The following is a 21,227-nucleotide window of genomic DNA, read 5'->3' on the forward strand; positions in this document are numbered from 1 at the left end:
CCGTCCCAGGAGGGGCGGGGGCATCGGGTGGATCTCGGGTGAGCCGACGGCTCAGGCGGGGTAGCTGCGCTGGGCCTCGCCCGTGTAGATCTGGCGCGGACGGCCGATCTTCGTCTCCGGGTCGGTCATCATCTCGCGCCACTGGGCGATCCAGCCCGGGAGACGGCCGATGGCGAAGAGCACCGTGAACATCTTCGACTCGAAGCCCATGGCCTTGTAGATGAGGCCGGTGTAGAAGTCGACGTTCGGGTAGAGCTTGCGCTCGACGAAGTAGTCGTCGGCCAGCGCGATCTCCTCGAGGCCCTTGGCGATCTCGAGCAACGGGTCGTTCTGGCCGAGCTTCTCGAGGATGTCGTCGGCGGCCTTCTTGATGATCGCGGCGCGCGGGTCGTAGTTCTTGTAGACGCGGTGCCCGAAGCCCATGAGGCGGACACCGTCCTCCTTGTTCTTGACCTTCTCCATGAACTTCTTCGGGTCGTCGCCCGACTCGTGGAGCTTGCCGAGCATCTCGAGGACCGCCTGGTTGGCGCCGCCGTGGAGCGGGCCGGACAGGGCGTGGATGCCGGCCGAGACCGAGTTGAAGAGGTTCGCGTGGGCCGAGCCGACGAGGCGCACCGTCGAGGTCGAGCAGTTCTGCTCGTGGTCGGCGTGCAGGATGAAGAGCAGGTCGAGGGCCTTGGCGACGGTCGGGTCGACCTCGTAGGGCTCGACGGGGTAGCCGAACGTCATCCGCAGGAAGTTCTCGACGAACGACAGCGAGTTGTCGGGGTACATGTACGGCTGGCCGACGCTCTTCTTGTGCGCCATGGCCGCGATGGTCGGCAGCTTGGCGAGGAGGCGGACGGTCGAGATCTCGACCTGCTCCTGGTCGAAGGGGTCGAGGCTGTCCTGGTAGAACGTGCCGAGCGCCGAGACGGCCGAGCTGAGCACGGGCATCGGGTGCGCGTCGCGCGGGAAGCCGTTGAAGAACGCGCGGAGGTCCTCGTGCAGCATCGTGTGCCGGCGGATCGAGTCCTCGAAGCGGGTCAGCTCCTCAGGCGTGGGCAGCTCGCCGTAGATGAGCAGGTAGGAGACCTCGACGAACGTGGACTTCTCGGCCAGCTCGGCGATGGGGTACCCGCGGTAGCGCAGGATGCCCTCGTCGCCGTCGATGTAGGTGATCGCGCTCTTGCACGACGCGGTGTTGACGAAGCCGACGTCATAGGTGACGAGGCCGGTCTCCTTCAGCAGGGACCCCACCCCGAGCCCGTCGTTGCCCTCGACGGCGTCGACTCCCGGGAACGTGAGTTCCTTGTCTGCGACCTTGAGTGTCGCGTCCACTGCCTTCGTCACTGTTCCTCGCCTCCTGTCACTCCGGCCCAACGGCGCCGGACGTATCCGCGAGCGACGTTACCCCAGCGTCGGGTCCGCTGAGAAAACAGGTCCACCCCATACCACCGCACGACGTCGGGCCGCAACGGGGGCCAAGACGGTCTCGGCGTCAGAGCCGGGAGCAGGCGGCGGCGATGCGTTCGTCGGTGGCCGTGAGCGCGATGCGCACGTGCTGGCTGCCGGCCGCGCCGTAGAACGCGCCCGGCGCGACGAGGATGCCGCGGTCGGCGAGATCGGAAACCGTTGTCCAGCAGTCCTCTTCGCGGGTGGCCCAGAGGTAGAGCCCGGCCTCGGAGTGGTCGACGCGCAGCCCCGCTCGGGTGACGGCGGCGAGCAGCTGCTCGCGACGGCGGGCATATGCCGTCCGCTGCGTCTGCACGTGGGTGTCGTCGCGCAGGGCGACAGCCATGGCGTGCTGGACGGGTGTGGGCATGATCATTCCGGCGTGCTTGCGCACCTCGAGGATCGCGCCGACGAGCGCGGGGTCGCCGGCGACGAACGCGGCGCGGTAGCCGGCGAGGTTGGACTGCTTGGACAGCGAGTAGACGGCGAGCAGGCCCTCGTGGGACCCGCCGCAGACGTCAGGGTGGAGGATGCTCGGCGTCGCGGTGCCGACGTGGCCCTCGCGCCAGTCGAGCTCGGCGTAGCACTCGTCGCTGGCGACGACGACCCCGTGCCCACGCGCCCACTCGACGACCTTGCGCAGGTGCGGGACGCCCAGCACCTGGCCGTTGGGGTTGCCGGGGCTGTTGAGCCACAACAGCTTCGGCGTCGTGGCCGCCGTGAGCGGGCCGAGGCTCGTCAGCGACTGGGCGACGACGCCCGTCGCGCCGGCGATGCGCGCGCCGATGTCGTAGGTCGGGTAGGCGACCGCGGGGATGCCGACGACGTCACCGGCGCGCAGGCCGAGCAGGGTGGGCAGCCAGGCCACGAGCTCCTTGCTGCCGATGGTCGGCAGGACCGCGTCGACGGTCAGGCCCGGGACGCCGCGGCGACGCTCGAACCACTCGCAGATCGCGGCCCGCAGGTCGGCGGTGCCGACGGTCAGCGGGTAGCCCGGCGCATCGGACGCGTCCGCAAGCGCCCGACGCACGACCTCGGGGGTCGGGTCGACCGGCGTGCCGACCGACAGGTCGACGATGCCCTCCGGATGTGCGACCGCTCGCGCCTTGTAGGGCGCGAGCGAGTCCCACGGGAAGTCCGGGAGGTCGAGCCCCCGCACGGACGCGCTGGGCGCGCCGGGCACGGTCACTCGTCGTGTTCCTGCGGCGGGAGCGCCTCGATGAGCGGGTGGTCCTTGTCGATGATGCCGAGCTTGGCGGCGCCACCGGGGCTGCCGAGGTCGTTGAAGAACTCGACGTTGGCGTTGTAGTAGTCGGCCCACTGCTCGGGGACGTCGTCCTCGTAGTAGATCGCCTCGACGGGGCACACGGGCTCGCAGGCGCCGCAGTCGACGCACTCGTCGGGGTGGATGTAGAGCGACCGCTTGCCCTCGTAGATGCAGTCGACCGGACACTCCTCGATGCAGGCACGGTCCTTGAGATCGACGCAAGGCTGGGCGATGACATAGGTCATGGGGAGCGGACCTCCTGCTGTGGAGCGTTCGGGAGCGGATGCTGCACGGCCTAGTATGCCGGACATGAACGGCGAGCCCACGCACGGCCCCACGGATGAGACCGACCCGGAGACGACGTCCTCGGAGGACACCACGAAGGGCTCGGAGGCGACCCCGATCTCCCCCACCGCTGCCGCGGACACCACCGGCCACCGCCTCACCGCGGGCCTGACGATCGGCAGCAGGGTCGTCGTGCGCTACCGGCTCGCCGAGGGCGCCGAGGCGGCCGCCACCGACTTCGTCGGCGAGCTCGTCGCCCGCAACGACGACTTCCTCGTCGTCGACACGAAGACGGAGCGGGTGAAGCTGATCCGTACGGACGTCGTCGCCGCCAAGGACGTGCCGCCGCCCGCCAGCCGCCCCGGCCGCGCGCACGAGCGCGTGTCGGCCGACGACCTCGAGAAGCTGATGGCCAAGGGCTGGCAGGCGCTCGACCGCGGCGGCATCGGCGACTGGGTGCTCCGCGCGTCCGACGGCTTCACGGGTCGGGCCAACTCGGCGCTCGTCGTGGGCGACCCGAGCCTGCCGGTCGACAAGGCGATCGACTTCGTCGAGAAGTGGTACGCCGAGCGCGACCGTCCGCCGATCTTCCAGGTCCACGGCGAGCGTGGGTTCGCCGTCGACGGGATCCCCGCTGCTGCTGCGCTGCTCGAGCGCGGCTATGCCATCGGCGGCGGCCGTGACGACTGGCAGCGGGTCCTCGTCATGACGGGCCTGTCCGCCGCGGTGCCGCCCCTCACCGAAGCGTCGGTCCCGGTCACCGCCGACGCGGAGCTCAAGCTCGACTGGCTCATGAGCTACGCCGAGCAGCGCACCGTCGTGCCGGGAGCGACCGAGGCGGTCCTCACGGGCAGCGACGGGCAGCTCTTCCTCTCGGTCACCGATCCCGAGTCGAAGCGGATCATCGCCTTGGCGCGCATGGCGATCCACCCCGGGTGGGCCGGCATCTTCGGGCTCTGGGTGCACCCCGACCACCGCCGCAAGGGCCTGGCCACGACCATCGTCTCGGCGATCGCCATGGTCGCCCGCGAGAACAACATGCCGGCGATCTACCTGCAGGTCTCGGCCGACAACACCGACGGTGTCGCGTTCTGGGAGGGACTGGGGTTCGGTGTGCACCACGAGTACACCTACCTCGCCCGTCCGACCGCCTGAGCACCGGGGCGCACCCGGCGTAGCACCGTCGCGGGCGCGCACCGGTCACGGCGGCGTGGCGGCGGGGTTCGTGCAGATGATGTGGTCCTCGGGCACGTAGTGGGTGCTGACCGGCTCGCTCCTGACGAGGGTGCTCGACCCGGGGCGGCGCCACTCACGCGTCACGGTGACGTCGAAGCCCGGGTTGGGCTGCTGCGGGTAGCACTTCAGGCTGTCGGTGCGAATCGTCTTGGGGGGCACGACGTTTCGCCTCGGGCCCTTGACCGACGTGATGTCCCAGGTCTTCGTGCTCCACACCCGTCCGTGGACGAAGCCACCCTCGACCCAGGTCTGCAGCAGCATCCCGTAGGGGGTGTCGTTCTTCCACTTGTTGTCGATCGTCGGCCAGTAGACGGTGGCCTCACGGCCTTCCGGGTAGCGCGGGATGAAGAACGCGTGCGGGCTGAACGCGAGGAAGTCGACACCGGCGAAGTAGGCCAGGTTGTAGACGACGGTGGACACCTGGCTGATGCCGCCCCCGGTCCCGCGTGTCAGCCTGCCGTCGATGATGACGGTGCCGTCGGCATACCCCTTGTCCTCGGTGCGCTCGCCGAGGATCCCGTTGAGGCTGAAGGTGCCCCCGGGCGGCACGTAGATGCCGTTGATGCGCTTCGTCGCGACGACGAGGTTGTTGGTGCGCGTCGCGTCGTTCGTCGGGAAGGGCGAGCGGAAGTCCGCCACGAGGGTGGTGACGCCGGCCTGCTGGGCGTCCTCGGTGGTGAAGGGTGGCTGGGCGACCGCGGGCCGCACGTCCACCGTGCGCTCGGTGCCGGAGATGGCGGCGACGACCTGCCTGGCGACCGCGTCCTCGTCGAAGGTGAGCCCGTCGACGGAGGGCACGAGGCGGGGCTTGCCGTTGTTCGGCTCGAAGACCCAGCGGGCGCTGCTCGCCGTCCGGCTCGGCACGGTCACCTTGCCGGCGACGAGCCGGGCGAGGCCGGGCTCGTCGAAGCGCGGCGTGAGCCCGCCCGACCCGTCGGGCACGACCGAGACCATCGGGGCGTACTCGGCCGGGGAGAGCAGCACGCGCGTCGAGCCGGACACGAGGGTGAGCGGCCGGGACATCGCCGTGCTGCCGAACTGCGAGCCGACCTGCTGGACGACGTCCGCGCTCACGGCGGGCGGAACCTGGCGCACCACTGCCGTGGCCTGCGTGGAGTCGGGGAAGGCGCGGCGCAGCGCGAGCTTCGTCGCGGCCACGTCGAGCGTGCTGCCCGGCGCCGGCATGTCGACGGAGACGGAGCCGTCGGGGAAGGTCACCCCGCCCTCCACGGGGGCGACGGCCAGTCCGGGTGCGAGCAGGTCGAGGTAGGCCGTGAGGGCCTCGTCGTCCGCGGCCGTGAGCAGCGGTGTCCGGACCGACCCCGTGAGCTTGTCCCACACGACCCGCGGGTCGAGCGTGAAGCCGGTGAGCCCCTCGAGGGAGCGCTCGGCGTCGACCGTGAGTCCGGCGTCACGCGGCACGACCTCGATCGGCGCGGCACGGCCCGGCACGCTGAGCACGATGGGCGTGTCGAGCAGCGACCGCGAGCCCTTGTCGATGGCCGCCCGGGCGGACTCGGGCGTCATCCCACCGACCCGGATGTCACCCACCGACACGGATGCCGGGACGTGCTGGGAGGACCACACGCAGAGGCCGGCGTAGCCGCCGCCGAGGACGATCGTGGCCACGAGCAGGCGCAGCACCGTCGAGCGCCGCTCGCGGCGCGTGTCGTCGGACCAGTCGTGGGCCATCGGCTCTCCGGGCAGGGGACATCGTGTGGCACGAAGGTAACGCCGCGGCGCTCCGATTGCAGCGAAGCACCGCGAGGTGTCGGCTCCGTGACGAGATCGTTGCCGTCGGTCAGGCGAGCAGGCCGGCCTCGCCCGCCTGCACGGGTCCACCCACGGTCTGCCACGTGAGCGGGTCGACACGCCGGAAGCCCTCGCGGGCCGTCGTCCGCGCGGCGACGAGGTTGGACAGGGCGTGCACGTCCGCGCTCGCGACGATGACCTGGGTCGCGTGCTCGCGCAACGCGTCGCTCTGGACCGTGCGCGCGGCCTCGTCGACCACGGCGTGCGTGACGCGGTCGTCGTCGACGACCGACGGCGGGAACGCGTCGTGGGCCGCGGGCACGACGAGCCGCGGCGGCGCGGGCGGCTCCGGGCCGAGATCCTGACGGCTCCACCACGCGCTGGTGTCGAGCAGGTCGGGGTGGGCGGCGGCCAGCCACGCGCGGTCCTCGCGCGCCCAGCCGAGCGGCGTGAGGATCTCGTACACGCGCGTAGGCCGGTCGGCGGCGTCGAGGAGCTCCAGGGCGCGCCGCGTGACCCGGTGGGTCTGGACGTGGTCGGGGTGGCCGTAGCCGCCGTGCTCGTCGTAGGTGACGACGACGTCGGGTCGCAGGTCGCGCACGAGCTCGGCGACGAGACCGCCGGCCACGTCGAGGTCCGCCGCCGCGAAGGCCTCGGGGCGAGCCGCAGCCGGGGAGCCGACCATGCCGGAGTCCCGGAAGCGCGAGAGCCGCCCGGCCGCCTCGTCGGCCCCGAGCACGTGCACGACGGCCCCGATCCGGTCGAGGGCGCGCGTCAGCTCACCGTGGCGGTAGGGTCCGAGCCGGTCGTCGGGGTCACCCTCGAGCTCGGCGAGCCCCGGGGGGATGACCTCGCCCTCCTCACCCAGGGTGCACGTCAGCACGTGCACCTCGTCGCCACGGGCGACGTGGTGGGCCATCGCGATGCCGCACGTCAGGGTCTCGTCGTCGGGGTGGGCGTGGACGAAGAGCAGGCGGGGCACGGTGGTCCTCTCGAAGCGTCGGGGAGCGTCGGGGAGCGTCGGGGCGCTCGGTGCGTCAGCGCACGGACACGGTGGCGAGGTCGACGATGCCACCGACGCTGTGGTCCTCGTAGGACTTGACGCCCGCTCCGTGCAGGTAGAGGGCCTTCGTCGCCGACAGCGCGATGTAGCCGCCCTCGTCGCGGATCGACCGGTCGGCCTGCTCCCACACCCTGGACCGGGCAGCGGGGTCGGCCGTGGCGTCGGCCTTGTCGATGAGCGCGTTGACGGCGTCGTTGCTGAAGTAGCCGACGTCCTGGCCCGGACCCGACGAGTCGATGTTGATGCGGGGGTCGAAGAGCGCCGGCAGCACCCCTCCGGCGGACGGCCAGTCGGGGGTCCACACCCCCCGGAAGACGTCGTAGGAGTCGACCGAGGTCGGCTTCTCGATCGTCTCGTAGTACTCCTCGGGCGGCACGCCCGTGAGCTCGACCTTGAAGCCCGCGCGCTCCCACCCGGCGGCGAGGGCGGCATACGCCTTGTCGCCGAGCACCGAGCGGGCGTAGACGACGCGCAGCGGGACGGGGAGGGTGACGCCGGCCTTCTGGAGCAGCTTCCGGGCTCCCTCGGGGTCGCCCTCGACGCCGAGGCCGGGCGGCGGCGACACGGACTCGGGGTCGACCGTCGGAGACAGGACCGACCACGTCGGCGTGCCCGCCCCCTCACCCCCGGTCGCGGTGACGTAGGTCGCGCGGTTCGTCGACAGGGACAGCGCCTTGCGCACTGCCGGGTCGGACATGACCTTGCTGCGCATGTTGACGGCGAGGTAGTCGACGTTGCCCGTGTAGGGGAAGGTGAGCCGCGTCTGGAGGTCGGTGCCGGCCTGGTTGCGCAGGGTGGGGCTCGCCTGGACCCACGACACGGCGTACGCGTCGTCGTCCTGCTGGTTGAGCAGCCGCTGGATGACCGTCGACTCCCCCAGCCCGGACGTCACGTGGATCTCGTCGGGGTAGGCGTGCCGGATCGGGTCGGTGCGGGCGTCCCAGTGCTCGTTGCGCACGAAGGTGCCGCCCTTGCCGATGACCCACGGCTCCTTGAGGCGGTAGGGCCCGCTCGACATGACGGCATACGTCGCCTTGTCGCTCGTGGTGTCGGCCGCGACCTTGCGCGGCGCGAACTCGGGCAGCGCCACGATGTGCGCGAAGTCGGGCTCGGCGTCGCGCAGCCGGAAGGTGATGGTGCGGCCCTTGCACGACACGGCGCGGTCGAAGTCGGACTGGTGGGCCCTGTCGGACGGCCCGGCGTAGACGGGCTTCTCGAGACCCTCGGGCGTCACCTTCGTCGGCATCGCGAGCAGGTAGCTCGCGTAGTTGGTGCCGCCGACGTGCGTGCGCCGGTCGAAGGTGCGCGCGACGCCGTGGCGCACGTCGTCGCACGTGATCGGCGAGCCGTCCTGCCAGGTCAGCCCCTCGCGCAGCGTGAAGGACCACGTGCGTGCGCCGTCGCTCGGGGTGCCGGTGTCGGTGGCGAGGTCGGCCTCGACGTCGCGCTGGTGCTCACCCGTGCCGTATGCCGTGAGGCCGCGGGCGAAGGTGCGCTGGGCGAAGAACGCCTCGGGCCCGACGTACATCAGCTGCGGGTCCCACGTCGCGATGGTGCCCGAGACGAGGACTTGCAGCGTCCCGCCGGGCTGGGGCTGCCCCGTCGCTGCCGATGGGGCGGCCCCCAAGGCCTCCTGGGTGCTCGTCGGGTCGCTCGACCCGGTGCACGCCGCGGCGCCCGCTGCCAGGACGGCAGCGACGACCGCGACGGCCGACGACCTCCTCAGCCCGCGCACCACGTTGCGCACGGCTCGGTCAGCCCTCGGCCTTCGCCGCCGAACGCGCCCGTGACGCGGTTCGGGCGCGCTCGCCGGCGTCGAGGACGACCTTGCGGATGCGGACCGACTCGGGCGTGACCTCGACGCACTCGTCCTCGCGGCAGAACTCGAGGCTCTGCTCGAGGCTCAGCTTGCGCGGCGGGACGATCTTCTCGAAGTTGTCCGAGGAGGAGGCGCGCACGTTGGTGAGCTTCTTCTCCTTGGTGATGTTGACGTCCATGTCGTCGGCGCGGGAGTTCTCGCCGACGATCATGCCCTCGTAGACCTCCGTCGTCGGGTCGACGAAGAGCGTGCCGCGCTCCTGGAGGTTGACCATGGCGTAGGAGGTGACGACGCCCTTGCGGTCGGAGACCAGGGAGCCGCTCGTACGGGTCGTGATGGCGCCGAACCACGGCTCGTAGTCCTCGAAGACGTGGTGGGCGATGCCCGTGCCGCGCGTCTCGGTGAGGAACTCGGTGCGGAAGCCGATGAGGCCACGGCTGGGCACGAGGAACTCCATGCGGATCCAGCCGGTGCCGTGGTTGGTCATCTGCTCCATGCGGCCCTTGCGGGCGGCCATGATCTGCGTGATGGCGCCGAGGAACTCCTCGGGGGTGTCGATGGTGAGGCGCTCGACGGGCTCGTGGACCTTCCCGTCGACCTCGCGGGTGACGACCTGCGGCTTGCCGACGGTCAGCTCGTAGCCCTCGCGGCGCATCTGCTCGACGAGGATGGCGAGCGCGAGCTCACCACGGCCCTGGACCTCCCAGGCGTCCGGACGCTCGGTGTTGAGGATGCGCAGCGACACGTTGCCGATGAGCTCCTTGTCGAGGCGGTCCTTGACCATGCGGGCCGTGACCTTCGAGCCGCGGACCTGGCCGACCATCGGGCTCGTGTTGGTGCCGATGGTCATCGAGATCGCCGGCTCGTCAACCGTGATGAGGGGCAGCGGGACGGGGTTCTCGGGGTCGGCGAGCGTCTCGCCGATGGTGATCTCGGGGATGCCGGCGACGGCGATGATGTCACCGGGGCCCGCCTCCTCGGCGGGCTTGCGCTCGAGCGCCTCGGTCATGAGCAGCTCGGTGATCTTGACGCGCTGCTGGGAGCCGTCGTGGCGGCACCACATGACCTGCTGGCCCTTCTTGATCGTGCCGTTGAAGACACGGAGCAGGGCGAGGCGGCCGAGGAAGTTGGAGGCGTCGAGGTTGGTGACGTGCGCCTGCAGGGGCGCCTCGTCGTCGTACGTCGGCGCGGGGATCGTCTGGAGGATCGTCTCGAAGAGGGCCTCGAGGTCCTCGCCCTCCGGCAGGCCACCGTTGTCGGGGCGCTCGAGCGACGCGCGGCCGGCCTTGGCCGAGGCGTAGACGATCGGGAAGTCGATCTGCTCCTCCGTCGCGTCGAGGTCGAGGAAGAGCTCGTAGGCCTCGTCGAGGACCTCGGCGATGCGCGAGTCCGGACGGTCGACCTTGTTGATGCACAGGATGACCGGCATCTTCGCGGCGAGCGCCTTGCGCAGCACGAAGCGGGTCTGGGGCAGCGGGCCCTCGGACGCGTCGACGAGCAGGACGACACCGTCGACCATCGACAGGCCGCGCTCGACCTCACCACCGAAGTCGGCGTGGCCGGGGGTGTCGATGATGTTGATCGTGACGCCGTCGGTCAGGCCGCGGTCCTGGGCGGCCTTGCCCGTGTAGTGCACCGCGGTGTTCTTCGCGAGGATCGTGATGCCCTTCTCGCGCTCGAGGTCACCGGAGTCCATCGCGCGCTCGTCGACGTGCTGGTGCTCGCCGAACGCGCCGGACTGCCAGAGCATCTTGTCGACGAGGGTGGTCTTGCCGTGGTCGACGTGGGCGACGATGGCGACGTTGCGGATGTCCGCGCGGGTCTTCATTGGCATGAGGGACAGTCTCTCAGGGTTTCGAGGGTGGTTCGGACCACGGCGTCGTGGGTGGTTCGCGTGTGGTTCAGGAGGCGCTTCGGGCGTCCGGGTCGGACGCAGGCGGGCGCAGCAGCTGCTCGAGCTGCTCGACGATGGGCAGGTCGGCGGGGAGCCACCCGACGGCACGGAGGTCGCCCCGGTCGAGCCAGCGCAGCTCGTCGTGGTCCTCGAGGGGCTCGGGCGTGCCCTCGACGACCTCGGCGAACCACACCAGCATCTCGTACCGATCGCCCAGCGGCCACGTGGAGCCCGGCTTCGGACCGGGCACGTGCGCGCCGAGGCGCACGCGGACGCCGAGCTCCTCGAGCAGCTCGCGGTGCAGGGCCGACAGCGGGGACTCGCCCTCGTCGACCTTGCCGCCGGGCAGCTCCCAGCCGCCGGCGAGCGCCGACGGCTCCGTGCGGCGGGCCGACAGCAGTCGGGTCGGTCGCTCCAGGTCGTCGACGACGGCGGCCCCGACGACGAGGCGTACCGGGTGCTGGACGGGGTCTGGGCTGCTCATGGCGCCACCGATGGTGCCACAGCACGAGGTCCAGGACGACCGGGCGAGCACGGTGGGGCGTTTACTGGTGACATGACACGACGGCTCACCGACGAGGAGATCGAGCGCCAGCTGGGCGACCTGCCCGACTGGACGCGTGACGACGACACGATCCGGGCTTCTTTCGAGGCGCCGGACTTCCTGACCGGCATCGCCCTCGTGCAGGAGGTCGCGTCCGCCGCGGAGACGATGGACCACCATCCCGACATCGACATCCGCTGGCGCACCGTCGCCTTCGCGCTGTCGACCCACTCCGAGGGCGGCCTGACCCAGCTCGACGTCGAGCTCGCGCACCAGATCAGCCAGGAGGCCATCCGCCGGGGCGCCGCCGCGACGGGCTGAGCCGTGCCGGCTCGGCCGAGGACCTCTGGGAGTCGCCTGAGGATCGCCCGGGTCCGGTCTGGACGTCGCCGGGTGGGCGGGTCGCGCCCGTAACTTAGGATTGCCTCATGCGATCCCACTCACGCTCCGACTCGCGTGCCGAGTCCCGGGAGGGCCATAGTCCCTGGCCGGACCCGATCCGGCCGCCCCAGACGCACCGCTCGCTCACCCGGGTGGTGAACGCATGAGCACCGCCCTCGGCATCTGCCTGGGCATCGCACTGATCCTCGCCCTGACGGCGGCGACCGGCTACTTCGTGGCCCAGGAGTTCGCCTACGTCGCCGTCGACCGCAACGCCCTCAAGCAGCTCGCGGCCGAGGGTGACGCCCCCGCCGAACGCGCCCTGCGCGTCACGTCGCAGCTGTCGTTCACCTTGTCGGCCGCCCAGTTCGGCATCACCGTGACCGCCCTGCTCGTCGGCTACGTCTCCGAGCCGCTCGTCGGCGCCGGCATCGCCGAGCTGCTCGACCCCTCGATGTCGTATGCCGCCCGGCTCAGCCTCTCGGTCACCGCCGTCCTCGTCTTCTCGACCGTCGTGCAGATGGTCTTCGGCGAGCTCGCGCCCAAGAACCTCGCCATCGCGCGGACCGTGCCCCTGGCCCGCTCCCTGAGCCGGTCGACGCTCGCCTACCTCACGGTGGCCGGCCCGATCGTGCGGCTCTTCGATCGTTCGTCGACGGCCCTGCTGCGCAGGGTCGGCATCGAGCCGGTCGAGGAGCTCGAGCAGGGCGCGACGGCCGCGGACCTCACCCGCATCATCGACGAGTCGCACGCGGGCGGCCTGCTCGACGACGACCTGTCCGACGTGCTCGAGGGCGGCCTGCGCTTCCGCGAGCTCGACGCGGGAGACGTCATGACGCCGCGCGTGCGCGTCACGACGATCCACGCCGACGCCCCGGTCTCGGCCCTCGTCGACCTGCTCGACACCGGTTGGTCACGCTTCCCGGTGACCGGCCGCGACGGTGACGACATCGTCGGGGTCGCCGGCATCGCCGAGGTGCTGGCCGTCGAGCCCGACCGGCGCCGCACGACGACGGTCGGCTCCGTCGTCTCCGACCCGACCGTCGTCCCGACGAGCGCTCCGCTGCCCCGCGTCCTCGAGCAGATCCGGGCCGACCACCGGCAGCTGGCCGTCGTCGTCGACGAGCACGGTGGCTTCGCCGGCATCGTCACCTTCGAGGACATCGCCGAGGAGGTCGTCGGCGAGATCCTCGACGAAGACGACACCCCGGAGCCGGGCGTCGTCGAGACGGGCGCCGACACGTGGCTCGTCCCGGGCCACCTGCGCCTCGACGAGCTCGACACCGCGACCGAGCTGCGCCTCGCGAGCAGCGACGAGTACTCGACCATCAGCGGGCGCATCCTCGAGGACCTGGGCCGCACGGCAGTCGTCGGCGACGAGGTCCACGTCGAGGCGCGCCGCGAGGTCGTGTCCGACGGTCACCACGGCTCCGAGGGTGACGGTGCCGACGTCCGCGCCGGTGACGCCGACGAGAACGCAGAGCCGGCCGGCGACCACGAGGCCCCGGGGCGCTCGGGCGACCCGGGTGAGCCCGACCGCGAGCACGACCGCGAGCACCGGCACCTGCCGGTCTCCGTTCGGCTCACCGTCGAGGCCGTCGAGCGACACGTGCCGTCGGTGGTGCGCGTCGAGGTGCTCGACCTCATGTCCGACCTCGAGGCCCTCGACATCGACCCCGGCTCCGACCCCGACGGGTCGGACGCCGCCGGCGGCGATGCGACCGACCGCACGGCCGGCTCACGGACGGAGTCCGGCCGATGACGACCGCCCTGCTCGTGTCCCTCCTGCTCCTCGTGCTCAACGCCTTCTTCGTCGCGGCGGAGTTCGCGCTCGTGGCCAGCAAGCGCCACCGGCTCGAGGACCTCGCCGAGCGTGGCAGCGTCGCGGCGCGGGCCGCCGTGCGCGGCAGCCGTGAGCTCTCGCTCATGCTCGCCGGCGCCCAGCTCGGCATCACGCTGTGCACCCTGGGGCTCGGCTCGCTGGCCAAGCCGGCCGTGGCGGAGCTGCTCACCCCCGTGTTCACCTTCGCGCGCGTCCCGGAGGCGGCGGCATACGTCGTCTCCGTCGTGCTGGCCGTCGGCATCGTCGTGTTCCTACACATGGTCGTCGGTGAGATGGCCCCCAAGTCGTGGGCGATCGCCCACCCCGAGCGGTCAGCGGTGCTGCTGGCGTTGCCGTTCCGCGGCTTCGCCCGCGTGATGCGCCCGGCGCTCAGCCTGCTCAACGCCATGGCCAACGGCTGCCTGCGCCTCGTCGGCGTGACGCCGCAGGACGAGCTCGGCCAGGTCCACGGCCCCAAGGAGCTGCAGCTGCTCATCGCGAGCTCGAAGGACCACGGCATGCTCGCCGAGCCCGAGCACCGCGTCCTCGCCGGTGCCATCGACCTCGACACGACACCGGTCCGCGAGGTCCTCGTCCCCATCGAGCGGGCTGTCGGGGTCGACACGACCGCGACGTGCGCCGAGGCCGAGGCCGTGTCGCGCGGCACCGGCCGCTCGAGGTTGGTCGTCCGAGAGGGCGACACGCCGGTGGGCGTCGCCCACGTGCGCGACATCGTCCGCGCGGTTCCCGGCGCGCCCGTCACCACCGTCACGTCGCCGGCGGTCCACGTCGACGCCGCGCTCTCGCTGCTCGACACCGTGTCGGCGATGCGAGCGCAGCACGTCCAGCTCGTCCTCGTCGACGGCCCGTCCGGCCCGGCCGGCCTCGTGACCATGGAGGACCTCCTCGAGCGCGTCCTCGGTCAGTTCGACGACGAGACGGACGCGTAGGCGCGCGTCCGTCCGGACCGGGCCGTACGCGTACGGCCGCGTGCGTCACGGGTGGCGCTGGGCTCCTGCTGGGAGTCCCCTCCGAGCCTCCTCCAGGCCCCCTCCGAGTTCGCTCGGAGGGGCCTCGTGGCCGTCGCGGGCGTCCGGGGTCCGCTCGCGGGCGGCCGGCCTGTCCCACGGGGGAAATCACGACGGGCTCACGACGGGCTCACGACGCAGGGCGGCGGGCGCGGGCGATCTTCCGGTCGTGCGGGCCAGGTCGCCGGAAGATCTCCTCCGAGTCACGATTCGGCCAAGTCGGTTGCTGACCGTGTAAAGCCGCTGAATGATGAAGCGCGCGGTCGTGGGGGCGGTAGGTTGCGGCTGCTACCCAGCATGTTGGAGGGCCGACCCGGTCTCCGGCACCGATCACGACCCGGAGGTGACGGCATCCATGAGCACTCCCCTTGACCTCGAGCCCGGCGCGACCTCGGCTGAGCCCGAGTCGGTCCTGCAGGGCGAGAAGCGCATCGAGGGCAGGTCGCTGGGTCAGATCGCCTGGTCGCGGCTCAAGCGCGACAAGGTCGCCCTCGCCGGCGGCTTCTTCGTCCTCTACCTCATCGTCGTCGCGATTGCCGCGCCGCTCGTCGTCGGCCTGCTCGGCCACCCGCCGAACGAGTTCCACCAGGAGCTCATCGATCCCAACACCCAGATCCCGATCGGCCCCTACGGCGGCATGTCCTGGGACTTCCTCTACGGTCTCGAGCCGGTCAACGGCCGCGACATCTTCAGCCGCGTCATCTACGGCTCGCAGGTCTCCCTGCTCATCGCCTTCCTCGCGACCCTGCTCTCGGTGGTCATCGGCACGGTCCTCGGGGTCGTCGCCGGCTTCTTCGGCGGCACCATCGACACCCTGATCAGCCGCACGATGGACGTCTTCCTCGCCTTCCCACTGCTCGTCTTCGCGCTGGCCCTTGCCGGCGTCGTGCCCGACGAGGCGTTCGGGCTCAAGGGCGACGCGCTGCGCATCTCCGTCATCGTCTTCATCATCGGCTTCTTCAACTGGCCCTACATCGGCCGCATCGTGCGCGGGCAGACGCTGTCGCTGCGTGAGCGTGAGTTCGTCGACGCTGCACGCAGCCTCGGGGCGCGCACGCCCTACATCCTCTTCAAGGAGCTGCTGCCCAACCTCCTGGCGCCGATCCTCGTCTACGCGACGCTGCTCATCCCGAGCAACATCCTCTTCGAGGCCGGCCTCTCGTTCCTCGGTGTCGGCGTCCAGCCGCCCACCGCCACGTGGGGCGGCATGCTCTCCGACGCCGCCCAGTGGTACCAGATCGACCCCTGGTTCATGCTCTGGCCCGGCCTCGCCATCTTCGTGACGGTGCTGGCCTTCAACCTCTTCGGGGACGGCCTGCGTGACGCCCTCGATCCGCGGTCTCGGTAACCCACCGCGGGCCGCATCCCGCAACACGAAGGAGCGCATCCACTCATGAGAAACACACGCGTGATGGTGGCCGCGACCGCGGCCGCCCTCGCCTTGGGTCTGTCCGCGTGCGCGGGCAGCACGACGCCGGGCACGACGCCCAGCGGCACGGCCGGCGGCGGCGGAGGTGGCACGACCCCTACCGCGAACGCCGCCCTGAGCGCGGTCTTCAACCCGTCCGACAAGAAGGGCGGAACGCTGCGTTTCGGCATCTCGAGCGACTGGGACTCCGTCGACCCGGGTGACACGTACTACGGCCTGTCGTGGGACTTCCTGCGCAACTACGCCCGTCAGCTCGTGTCGTTCAAGTCGGCGCCGGGCAAGGAGGGTGCGCAGCTCGTGCCCGACCTCGCCACCTCGCTCGGCAAGGCCAGCGACGGCAACAAGACGTGGACCTACACCCTTCGTGACGGCCTGAAGTACGAGGACGGCACGCCGATCACGAGCAAGGACATCAAGTACGGCGTCGCCCGCTCGCTCGACAAGGGAACGTTCCCCAACGGCCCGACGTACTTCAACGACTTCCTCGCCAACGTCCCTGAGGGCTACTCGGTCTACAAGGACAAGAACCTCGACAGCCTCAAGGCCATCGAGACGCCCGACGACAAGACGATCGTCTTCCACCTCAGCAAGCCCTTCGCCGGCTTCGACTACTTCGCCCAGCTGTCCAACACCTCCCCCGTGCCTCAGGCCAAGGACACCGGCTCGAAGTACAAGGAGCACGTCATCTCGAGCGGGCCGTACAAGTTCTCGGTCTACCAGACGGGCAAGCGCATCGAGCTCGTCCGCAACGACCAGTACGACCCCGCCACGGACCCGGACACGGGCCGCAAGGCGCTGCCGGACAAGATCACCGTCGAGATCGGCGTCAACGCCGCCGACCTCGACAACCGCCTCATGGCCGGTGACCTCGACATCGACCTGGCCGGCACCGGCGTGCAGGCTGCGGCGCAGGGCAAGATCCTCGCCGACCCGGCCCTCAAGGCCCGCACCGACAACCCGACGACCGCGCGCGCGAACTACGCGCAGATCAACGGCGACGTCGCTCCGTTCGACAACATCGACTGCCGCAAGGCCGTCATCTTCGCGGCCGACAAGACGGGCTACCAGCGCGCCTACGGCGGCGACATCGGCGGCACCATCGCCACCGGTCTGCTGCCCCCGATCATCCCCGGCTTCCAGGAGATGGACCTCTACAACTCCAAGTCCAAGCCGACCGGAGACGTCGACTCGGCCAAGGCCGCACTCGTCAAGTGCGGTCAGCCCAACGGTTTCGAGACCAACATCTCCTACCGCCCGGAGCGCCCGAAGGAGAAGGCCGCCGCCGAGTCCATGCAGCAGTCGCTCGCCAAGATCGGCGTCAAGCTGACGCTCAAGCCGTACCCGGCCGGTGACTACTTCAAGCTCTACGCCGGCAAGCCGGACTTCGCCAAGGCCAACAAGCTCGGCCTCATGGTGATGAGCTGGGGTGCTGACTGGCCTGACGGCTTCGGGTTCCTGCAGCAGATCGTCGACAGCCGCGTCATCCGCCCCGCGGGCAACACCAACCTCGGCATCAAGCTGCCCGAGGTCGACAAGCTCATGGACCAGGCGCTCAACGAGGCCGACACGACCAAGCGTGAGGCCATCTGGGGCCAGATCGACAAGGTCGTCATGGAGAACGCCGAGGTCATCCCCGGCGTCTGGCCCAAGTCGCTGCTCTTCCGCCCGGACACGATCGCCAACGTGTTCGTCAACGACGGCTACTCCTACTACGACTACGCCTCGACGGGCGTCGCCAACCCGTGACCCACGGACCCGTCCTCGGGTCCTCCGGTTCGAACCTTTTCATCGAAAGTAGGTGAAGGCGTGACGCGGCGACGAGCAGCATCGAGCTGCTCGTCGTCGCGTCCGGCCACCACATCGTGCTGACGTACCTGATCCGCCGGCTCTTCGCCGCCGTCCTGCTGCTCTTCATCGTGAGCGCGGTCGTCTTCGTCATCTTCTTCCTCGTACCTCGCATCGGCGGCGCGACGGCGGACGACCTCGCCTCCCGCTACGTCGGCAAGAGCGCCGGCGAGGCCCAGATCCACGCACAGGCGATCAAGCTGGGCTTCACCGACCCGATCTGGGTGCAGTACGGCCGGTTCGTCAAGGGCGTCCTCACGGGATCCGACTACGACACCGGTGCCGGCATCGACCACTGCCCGGCCCCGTGCCTCGGCTACTCCTACATCACGCAGAACCCCGTGCTGCCCGACATCCTCGACCGCCTCCCCGTCACCGGGATCCTCGCGGCGGGCGCCGCGTTCCTGTGGCTCGTCGGCGGCGTCGGCACCGGCGTCATCTCCGCGCTCAAGCGCGGGAGCGTCCTCGACCGCGGCTTCATGGGCGTCGCCCTCGCCGGCGTGTCCCTCCCGATCTTCTTCACCGGCCTGCTCTCGCTGACGATCTTCAGCTACGGCCTCAAATGGACGTATGCCGGAGGCGCCAGTCCCATGGACGCCACCGGTCCGCTCGACCTCGTCCATCGCATGCTGCTGCCCTGGATCACGCTCGCGTTCCTCTACGCGGCGTCGTACGCCCGCCTGACCCGCGCCGGCATGCTCGAGACGATGAACGAGGACTACATCCGCACGGCCCGCGCCAAGGGCCTCAAGGAGCACGACGTCGTCGTCAGGCACGGGCTGCGCTCGGCGCTGACGCCCATCCTCACGATCTTCGGTCTCGACCTCGGCCTCCTGCTCGGTGGCGCCGTGCTGACGGAGACGACGTTCTCGCTCCAGGGCATCGGCTACTACGCTGTTCAGGCGATCACGAACAACGACCTGCCGAAGGTGCTCGGCGTGACGCTCTTCGGCGCCGTGTTCGTCATCTTCGCGAGCCTCATCGTCGACCTCCTCTACGCCGTCCTCGACCCCAGGGTGCGCACCTCATGAGCCAGTCCACCAACGAGACCACGAGCCGCGCGGACGACCGCACGCGCCGCAGCGACAAGGGCGGGGCCACGTCGGCGAACACCCTCGACGGCATCGGGGGCCTGGGGGCCCCGGCCGCCGACGCGTTCCTGTCGGTGCGTGACCTCCGCGTCCACTTCCCCACCGACGACGGCGTCGTGAAGTCCGTCGACGGCCTCTCCTTCGACGTGGCCCGCGGCAAGACCCTGGGCATCGTCGGTGAGTCCGGCTCGGGCAAGAGCGTCACGAGCATGTCGATCATGGGCCTGCACAAGCCCGGCACGGTCCGGATGACGGGTTCGATCAAGCTCGACGACACCGAGCTGATCGGCGCCAAGGCCGAGCGCGTGCGCGAGCTGCGCGGCAAGCGCATGGCGATGATCTTCCAGGACCCGCTCTCGGCGATGCACCCCTTCTACACGGTGGGCCACCAGATCATCGAGGCCTACCGGATCCACAACAAGGTCAGCACGTCCGTCGCGAAGAAGCACGCGATCGACATGCTCGGACGCGTGGGCATCCCCCAGCCCTCGAGCCGGGTCGACGACTACCCCCACCAGTTCTCGGGCGGGATGCGCCAGCGCGCCATGATCGCGATGGCCCTGTCGTGCGACCCGGACCTGCTCATCGCCGACGAGCCGACGACGGCGCTCGACGTCACGGTGCAGGCCCAGATCCTCGACCTCATCCGCGACCTCCAGTCGGAGTTCAACTCGGCCGTCATCCTCATCACCCACGACCTCGGGGTCGTCGCCGAGCTCTCCGACGACATCATGGTGATGTATGCCGGCCGCTCGGTCGAGTACGCCACGGCCGACGAGGTCTTCACCCGGCCCCAGCACCCCTACACGTGGGGGCTGCTCAGCTCGATGCCCCGCCTCGACCGCGTGCGCACCGAGCGCCTGCGCCCCATCAAGGGCGCCCCGCCCAGCCTCATCAACGTGCCGTCGGGCTGCCCGTTCCACCCGCGGTGCGCCTACGCCGACCGCACGAACGGGCTGAGCCAGTCCGAGCGGCCGCCCTTCGCCGAGACGCACCCGGGCCACTACTCCGCGTGCCACCTCACTCGCGAGGAGCGGACCGCGATCTGGGAGAACGACATCAGGCCGACGCTGTGATGCCCGCGCCGTCCGTCCACACCGCGTCCGGCCGCGCAGCCCGCGACCTCAGCACAGGAGCCCCATCGTGACCACCACCCACGTCAAGCCGACCGCGTCCAAGCAGGCGGGCGAGTCGCTGCTGCAGGTCACCGGCCTGACGAAGCACTTCCCGATCACGCGTGGCCTGCTCCAGCGCCAGGTCGGTGCGGTCCAGGCGGTCGACGGCCTGACGTTCAACGTGTCGCGCGGCGAGACGCTGTCGCTCGTGGGCGAGTCCGGCTGCGGCAAGACGACGACCGGCCGCATGCTGACGCGCCTGCTCGAGCCGACCGGTGGCACGATCCTGCTCGAGGGAGAGGACATCACCCACTGGTCCGCCGGCAAGCTGCGGCCACTGCGCCGCGACGTGCAGATGATCTTCCAGGACCCCTACGGCTCGCTGAACCCGCGACACACCGTCGGCACCATCGTCGGGGCGCCGTACCACCTGCAGGGGATCAAGACCGAGCACGGCATCAAGCGTGAGGTCCAGGATCTCCTCGAGCTCGTCGGCCTCAACCCGGAGCACTACAACCGCTACCCGCACGAGTTCTCAGGCGGTCAGCGCCAGCGCATCGGCATCGCGCGCTCGCTCGCCCTCAAGCCCAAGCTCATCATCGCCGACGAGCCCGTGTCCGCCCTCGACGTGTCGATCCAGGCGCAGGTCATCAACCTCCTCGAGGACCTCCAGGACGAGCTGGGCCTGACCTACGTCGTCATCGCCCACGACCTGTCGGTCGTGCGCCACATGTCCGACCGCGTGGCCGTGATGTACCTCGGCAAGCTCGTCGAGATCGCCGAGCGCGACGAGCTCTACACGCGACCGATGCACCCGTACACGACCGCGCTGCTCTCGGCCGTGCCGATCCCCGACACGCAGCGGCGCACGAAGCGCGAGCGCATCCGCCTCGAGGGCGACGTCCCGAGCCCGGTCAACCCGCCGCCGGCCTGCCGGTTCCACACGCGCTGCTGGAAGGCCCAGGAGATCTGCAAGACGCAGGAGCCGCCGCTCGTCGAGCTCGCGCCCCTGCACCAGGTCGCCTGCCACTTCCCGGAGAACACCGACGTTCCGGCACCGGCCCGGGCGGGCGCCCCGCTCGGCGACGTCGTGCCCGACGACGCCCCCCGCGCGGACGCCACCGGTGCCCCCCTCACCCCCGAGCAAAACGCCACCGACGACGGCGACGGCTTGCGCGCCTGACCCTCGGGGAAGCAATCCCCCGTCGCCGTCGTTGAGCGG

General features: G+C 70.6%; 17 protein-coding genes. 9 read left to right on the forward strand and 8 right to left on the reverse strand.

Annotated elements, in window-relative coordinates:
• Positions 1–51: 51 nt before the first annotated feature.
• From AB4Z14_RS10440 to fdxA, 3 genes are all read right to left on the reverse strand, one after another.
• Positions 52–1,332, reverse strand: a complete 1,281-nt coding sequence (locus AB4Z14_RS10440) for a citrate synthase (RefSeq protein WP_081633811.1) — start codon at positions 1,330–1,332, stop codon at positions 52–54.
• A gap of 148 nt (positions 1,333–1,480) precedes the next feature.
• Positions 1,481–2,617, reverse strand: a complete 1,137-nt coding sequence (gene dapC, locus AB4Z14_RS10445) for a succinyldiaminopimelate transaminase (protein ID WP_304437909.1) — start codon at positions 2,615–2,617, stop codon at positions 1,481–1,483.
• Positions 2,618–2,619: 2 nt separating this feature from the next.
• Entirely contained in the window at positions 2,620–2,946 is a 327-nt protein-coding gene (gene fdxA, locus AB4Z14_RS10450; RefSeq protein WP_056770903.1) for a ferredoxin, read from the reverse strand.
• Between the two features lie 64 nt (positions 2,947–3,010).
• On the opposite strand from fdxA, the gene AB4Z14_RS10455 reads away from it, so the two are divergent.
• Positions 3,011–4,141, forward strand: coding sequence for a GNAT family N-acetyltransferase (locus AB4Z14_RS10455; protein ID WP_442275137.1), 1,131 nt, complete (start codon positions 3,011–3,013; stop codon positions 4,139–4,141).
• Between the two features lie 45 nt (positions 4,142–4,186).
• Here AB4Z14_RS10455 and AB4Z14_RS10460 read toward each other — a convergent pair whose 3' ends face one another.
• The 5 genes from AB4Z14_RS10460 to AB4Z14_RS10480 form a co-directional block, all read right to left on the reverse strand.
• Positions 4,187–5,914 carry a VanW family protein gene (locus tag AB4Z14_RS10460; protein WP_442275138.1) on the reverse strand — a complete coding sequence of 576 codons (1,728 nt, stop codon included), beginning with the start codon at positions 5,912–5,914 and terminating at the stop codon, positions 4,187–4,189.
• 109 nt (positions 5,915–6,023) lie between these two features.
• Positions 6,024–6,956, reverse strand: coding sequence for an N-acetyl-1-D-myo-inositol-2-amino-2-deoxy-alpha-D-glucopyranoside deacetylase (gene mshB / locus AB4Z14_RS10465; protein WP_442275139.1), 933 nt, complete (start codon positions 6,954–6,956; stop codon positions 6,024–6,026).
• A 55-nt stretch (positions 6,957–7,011) separates the two neighbouring features.
• Positions 7,012–8,784: an ABC transporter substrate-binding protein gene (locus AB4Z14_RS10470; RefSeq protein WP_442275140.1), complete on the reverse strand. Its 1,773-nt coding sequence runs from the start codon at positions 8,782–8,784 to the stop codon at positions 7,012–7,014.
• A 7-nt stretch (positions 8,785–8,791) separates the two neighbouring features.
• Complete coding sequence (gene typA, locus AB4Z14_RS10475) at positions 8,792–10,690, reverse strand: translational GTPase TypA (protein WP_442275141.1); 1,899 nt, start codon at positions 10,688–10,690, stop codon at positions 8,792–8,794.
• Between the two features lie 67 nt (positions 10,691–10,757).
• Positions 10,758–11,234, reverse strand: a complete 477-nt coding sequence (locus AB4Z14_RS10480) for a (deoxy)nucleoside triphosphate pyrophosphohydrolase (RefSeq protein WP_442275142.1) — start codon at positions 11,232–11,234, stop codon at positions 10,758–10,760.
• A gap of 72 nt (positions 11,235–11,306) precedes the next feature.
• On the opposite strand from AB4Z14_RS10480, the gene AB4Z14_RS10485 reads away from it, so the two are divergent.
• The 8 genes from AB4Z14_RS10485 (at position 11,307) to AB4Z14_RS10520 (ending at position 21,188) form a co-directional block, all read left to right on the forward strand.
• The gene (locus tag AB4Z14_RS10485; protein WP_442275143.1) at positions 11,307–11,615 is read left to right on the forward strand and encodes a 4a-hydroxytetrahydrobiopterin dehydratase; all 309 of its coding nucleotides are present in this window, start codon (positions 11,307–11,309) and stop codon (positions 11,613–11,615) included.
• 223 nt (positions 11,616–11,838) lie between these two features.
• Complete coding sequence (locus AB4Z14_RS10490) at positions 11,839–13,437, forward strand: hemolysin family protein (RefSeq protein WP_442275144.1); 1,599 nt, start codon at positions 11,839–11,841, stop codon at positions 13,435–13,437.
• The gene (locus tag AB4Z14_RS10495) at positions 13,434–14,447 is read left to right on the forward strand and encodes a hemolysin family protein (RefSeq protein ID WP_442275145.1); all 1,014 of its coding nucleotides are present in this window, start codon (positions 13,434–13,436) and stop codon (positions 14,445–14,447) included. The genes AB4Z14_RS10490 and AB4Z14_RS10495 overlap by 4 nt, the downstream gene beginning before the upstream one ends.
• Positions 14,448–14,880: 433 nt before the next feature.
• Positions 14,881–15,873, forward strand: a complete 993-nt coding sequence (locus AB4Z14_RS10500) for an ABC transporter permease (protein ID WP_442275146.1) — start codon at positions 14,881–14,883, stop codon at positions 15,871–15,873.
• Between the two features lie 45 nt (positions 15,874–15,918).
• Positions 15,919–17,700 (forward strand): ABC transporter substrate-binding protein, encoded by a 1,782-nt coding sequence (locus AB4Z14_RS10505; RefSeq protein ID WP_442275147.1) that lies wholly within the window; start codon positions 15,919–15,921, stop codon positions 17,698–17,700.
• 116 nt (positions 17,701–17,816) lie between these two features.
• Positions 17,817–18,830, forward strand: a complete 1,014-nt coding sequence (locus AB4Z14_RS10510) for an ABC transporter permease (protein ID WP_442275148.1) — start codon at positions 17,817–17,819, stop codon at positions 18,828–18,830.
• Complete coding sequence (locus AB4Z14_RS10515) at positions 18,827–19,966, forward strand: ABC transporter ATP-binding protein (protein ID WP_442275149.1); 1,140 nt, start codon at positions 18,827–18,829, stop codon at positions 19,964–19,966. The genes AB4Z14_RS10510 and AB4Z14_RS10515 overlap by 4 nt, the downstream gene beginning before the upstream one ends.
• Positions 19,967–20,033: 67 nt before the next feature.
• Positions 20,034–21,188: an ABC transporter ATP-binding protein gene (locus AB4Z14_RS10520; RefSeq protein WP_442275150.1), complete on the forward strand. Its 1,155-nt coding sequence runs from the start codon at positions 20,034–20,036 to the stop codon at positions 21,186–21,188.
• Positions 21,189–21,227: the final 39 nt, after the last annotated feature.

The organism is Terrabacter sp. 2TAF16 (genome assembly GCF_052115065.1).
Classification (GTDB): Bacteria; Actinomycetota; Actinomycetes; order Actinomycetales; family Dermatophilaceae; genus Terrabacter.

What these genes read in the sequence shown, in the direction of transcription:
- AB4Z14_RS10495 (WP_442275145.1), top strand. Translation starts at nt 13,434, where the DNA reads ATGACGACCGCCCTGCTCGTGTCCCTCCTGCTCCTCGTGCTCAACGCC.
- fdxA (WP_056770903.1), bottom strand. Translation starts at nt 2,946, where the DNA reads ATGACCTATGTCATCGCCCAGCCTTGCGTCGATCTCAAGGACCGTGCC.
- AB4Z14_RS10515 (WP_442275149.1), top strand. Translation starts at nt 18,827, where the DNA reads ATGAGCCAGTCCACCAACGAGACCACGAGCCGCGCGGACGACCGCACG.
- AB4Z14_RS10460 (WP_442275138.1), bottom strand. Translation starts at nt 5,914, where the DNA reads ATGGCCCACGACTGGTCCGACGACACGCGCCGCGAGCGGCGCTCGACG.
- typA (WP_442275141.1), bottom strand. Translation starts at nt 10,690, where the DNA reads ATGCCAATGAAGACCCGCGCGGACATCCGCAACGTCGCCATCGTCGCC.
- AB4Z14_RS10500 (WP_442275146.1), top strand. Translation starts at nt 14,881, where the DNA reads ATGAGCACTCCCCTTGACCTCGAGCCCGGCGCGACCTCGGCTGAGCCC.
- AB4Z14_RS10455 (WP_442275137.1), top strand. Translation starts at nt 3,011, where the DNA reads ATGAACGGCGAGCCCACGCACGGCCCCACGGATGAGACCGACCCGGAG.
- AB4Z14_RS10480 (WP_442275142.1), bottom strand. Translation starts at nt 11,234, where the DNA reads ATGAGCAGCCCAGACCCCGTCCAGCACCCGGTACGCCTCGTCGTCGGG.
- AB4Z14_RS10505 (WP_442275147.1), top strand. Translation starts at nt 15,919, where the DNA reads ATGAGAAACACACGCGTGATGGTGGCCGCGACCGCGGCCGCCCTCGCC.
- AB4Z14_RS10490 (WP_442275144.1), top strand. Translation starts at nt 11,839, where the DNA reads ATGAGCACCGCCCTCGGCATCTGCCTGGGCATCGCACTGATCCTCGCC.
- AB4Z14_RS10485 (WP_442275143.1), top strand. Translation starts at nt 11,307, where the DNA reads ATGACACGACGGCTCACCGACGAGGAGATCGAGCGCCAGCTGGGCGAC.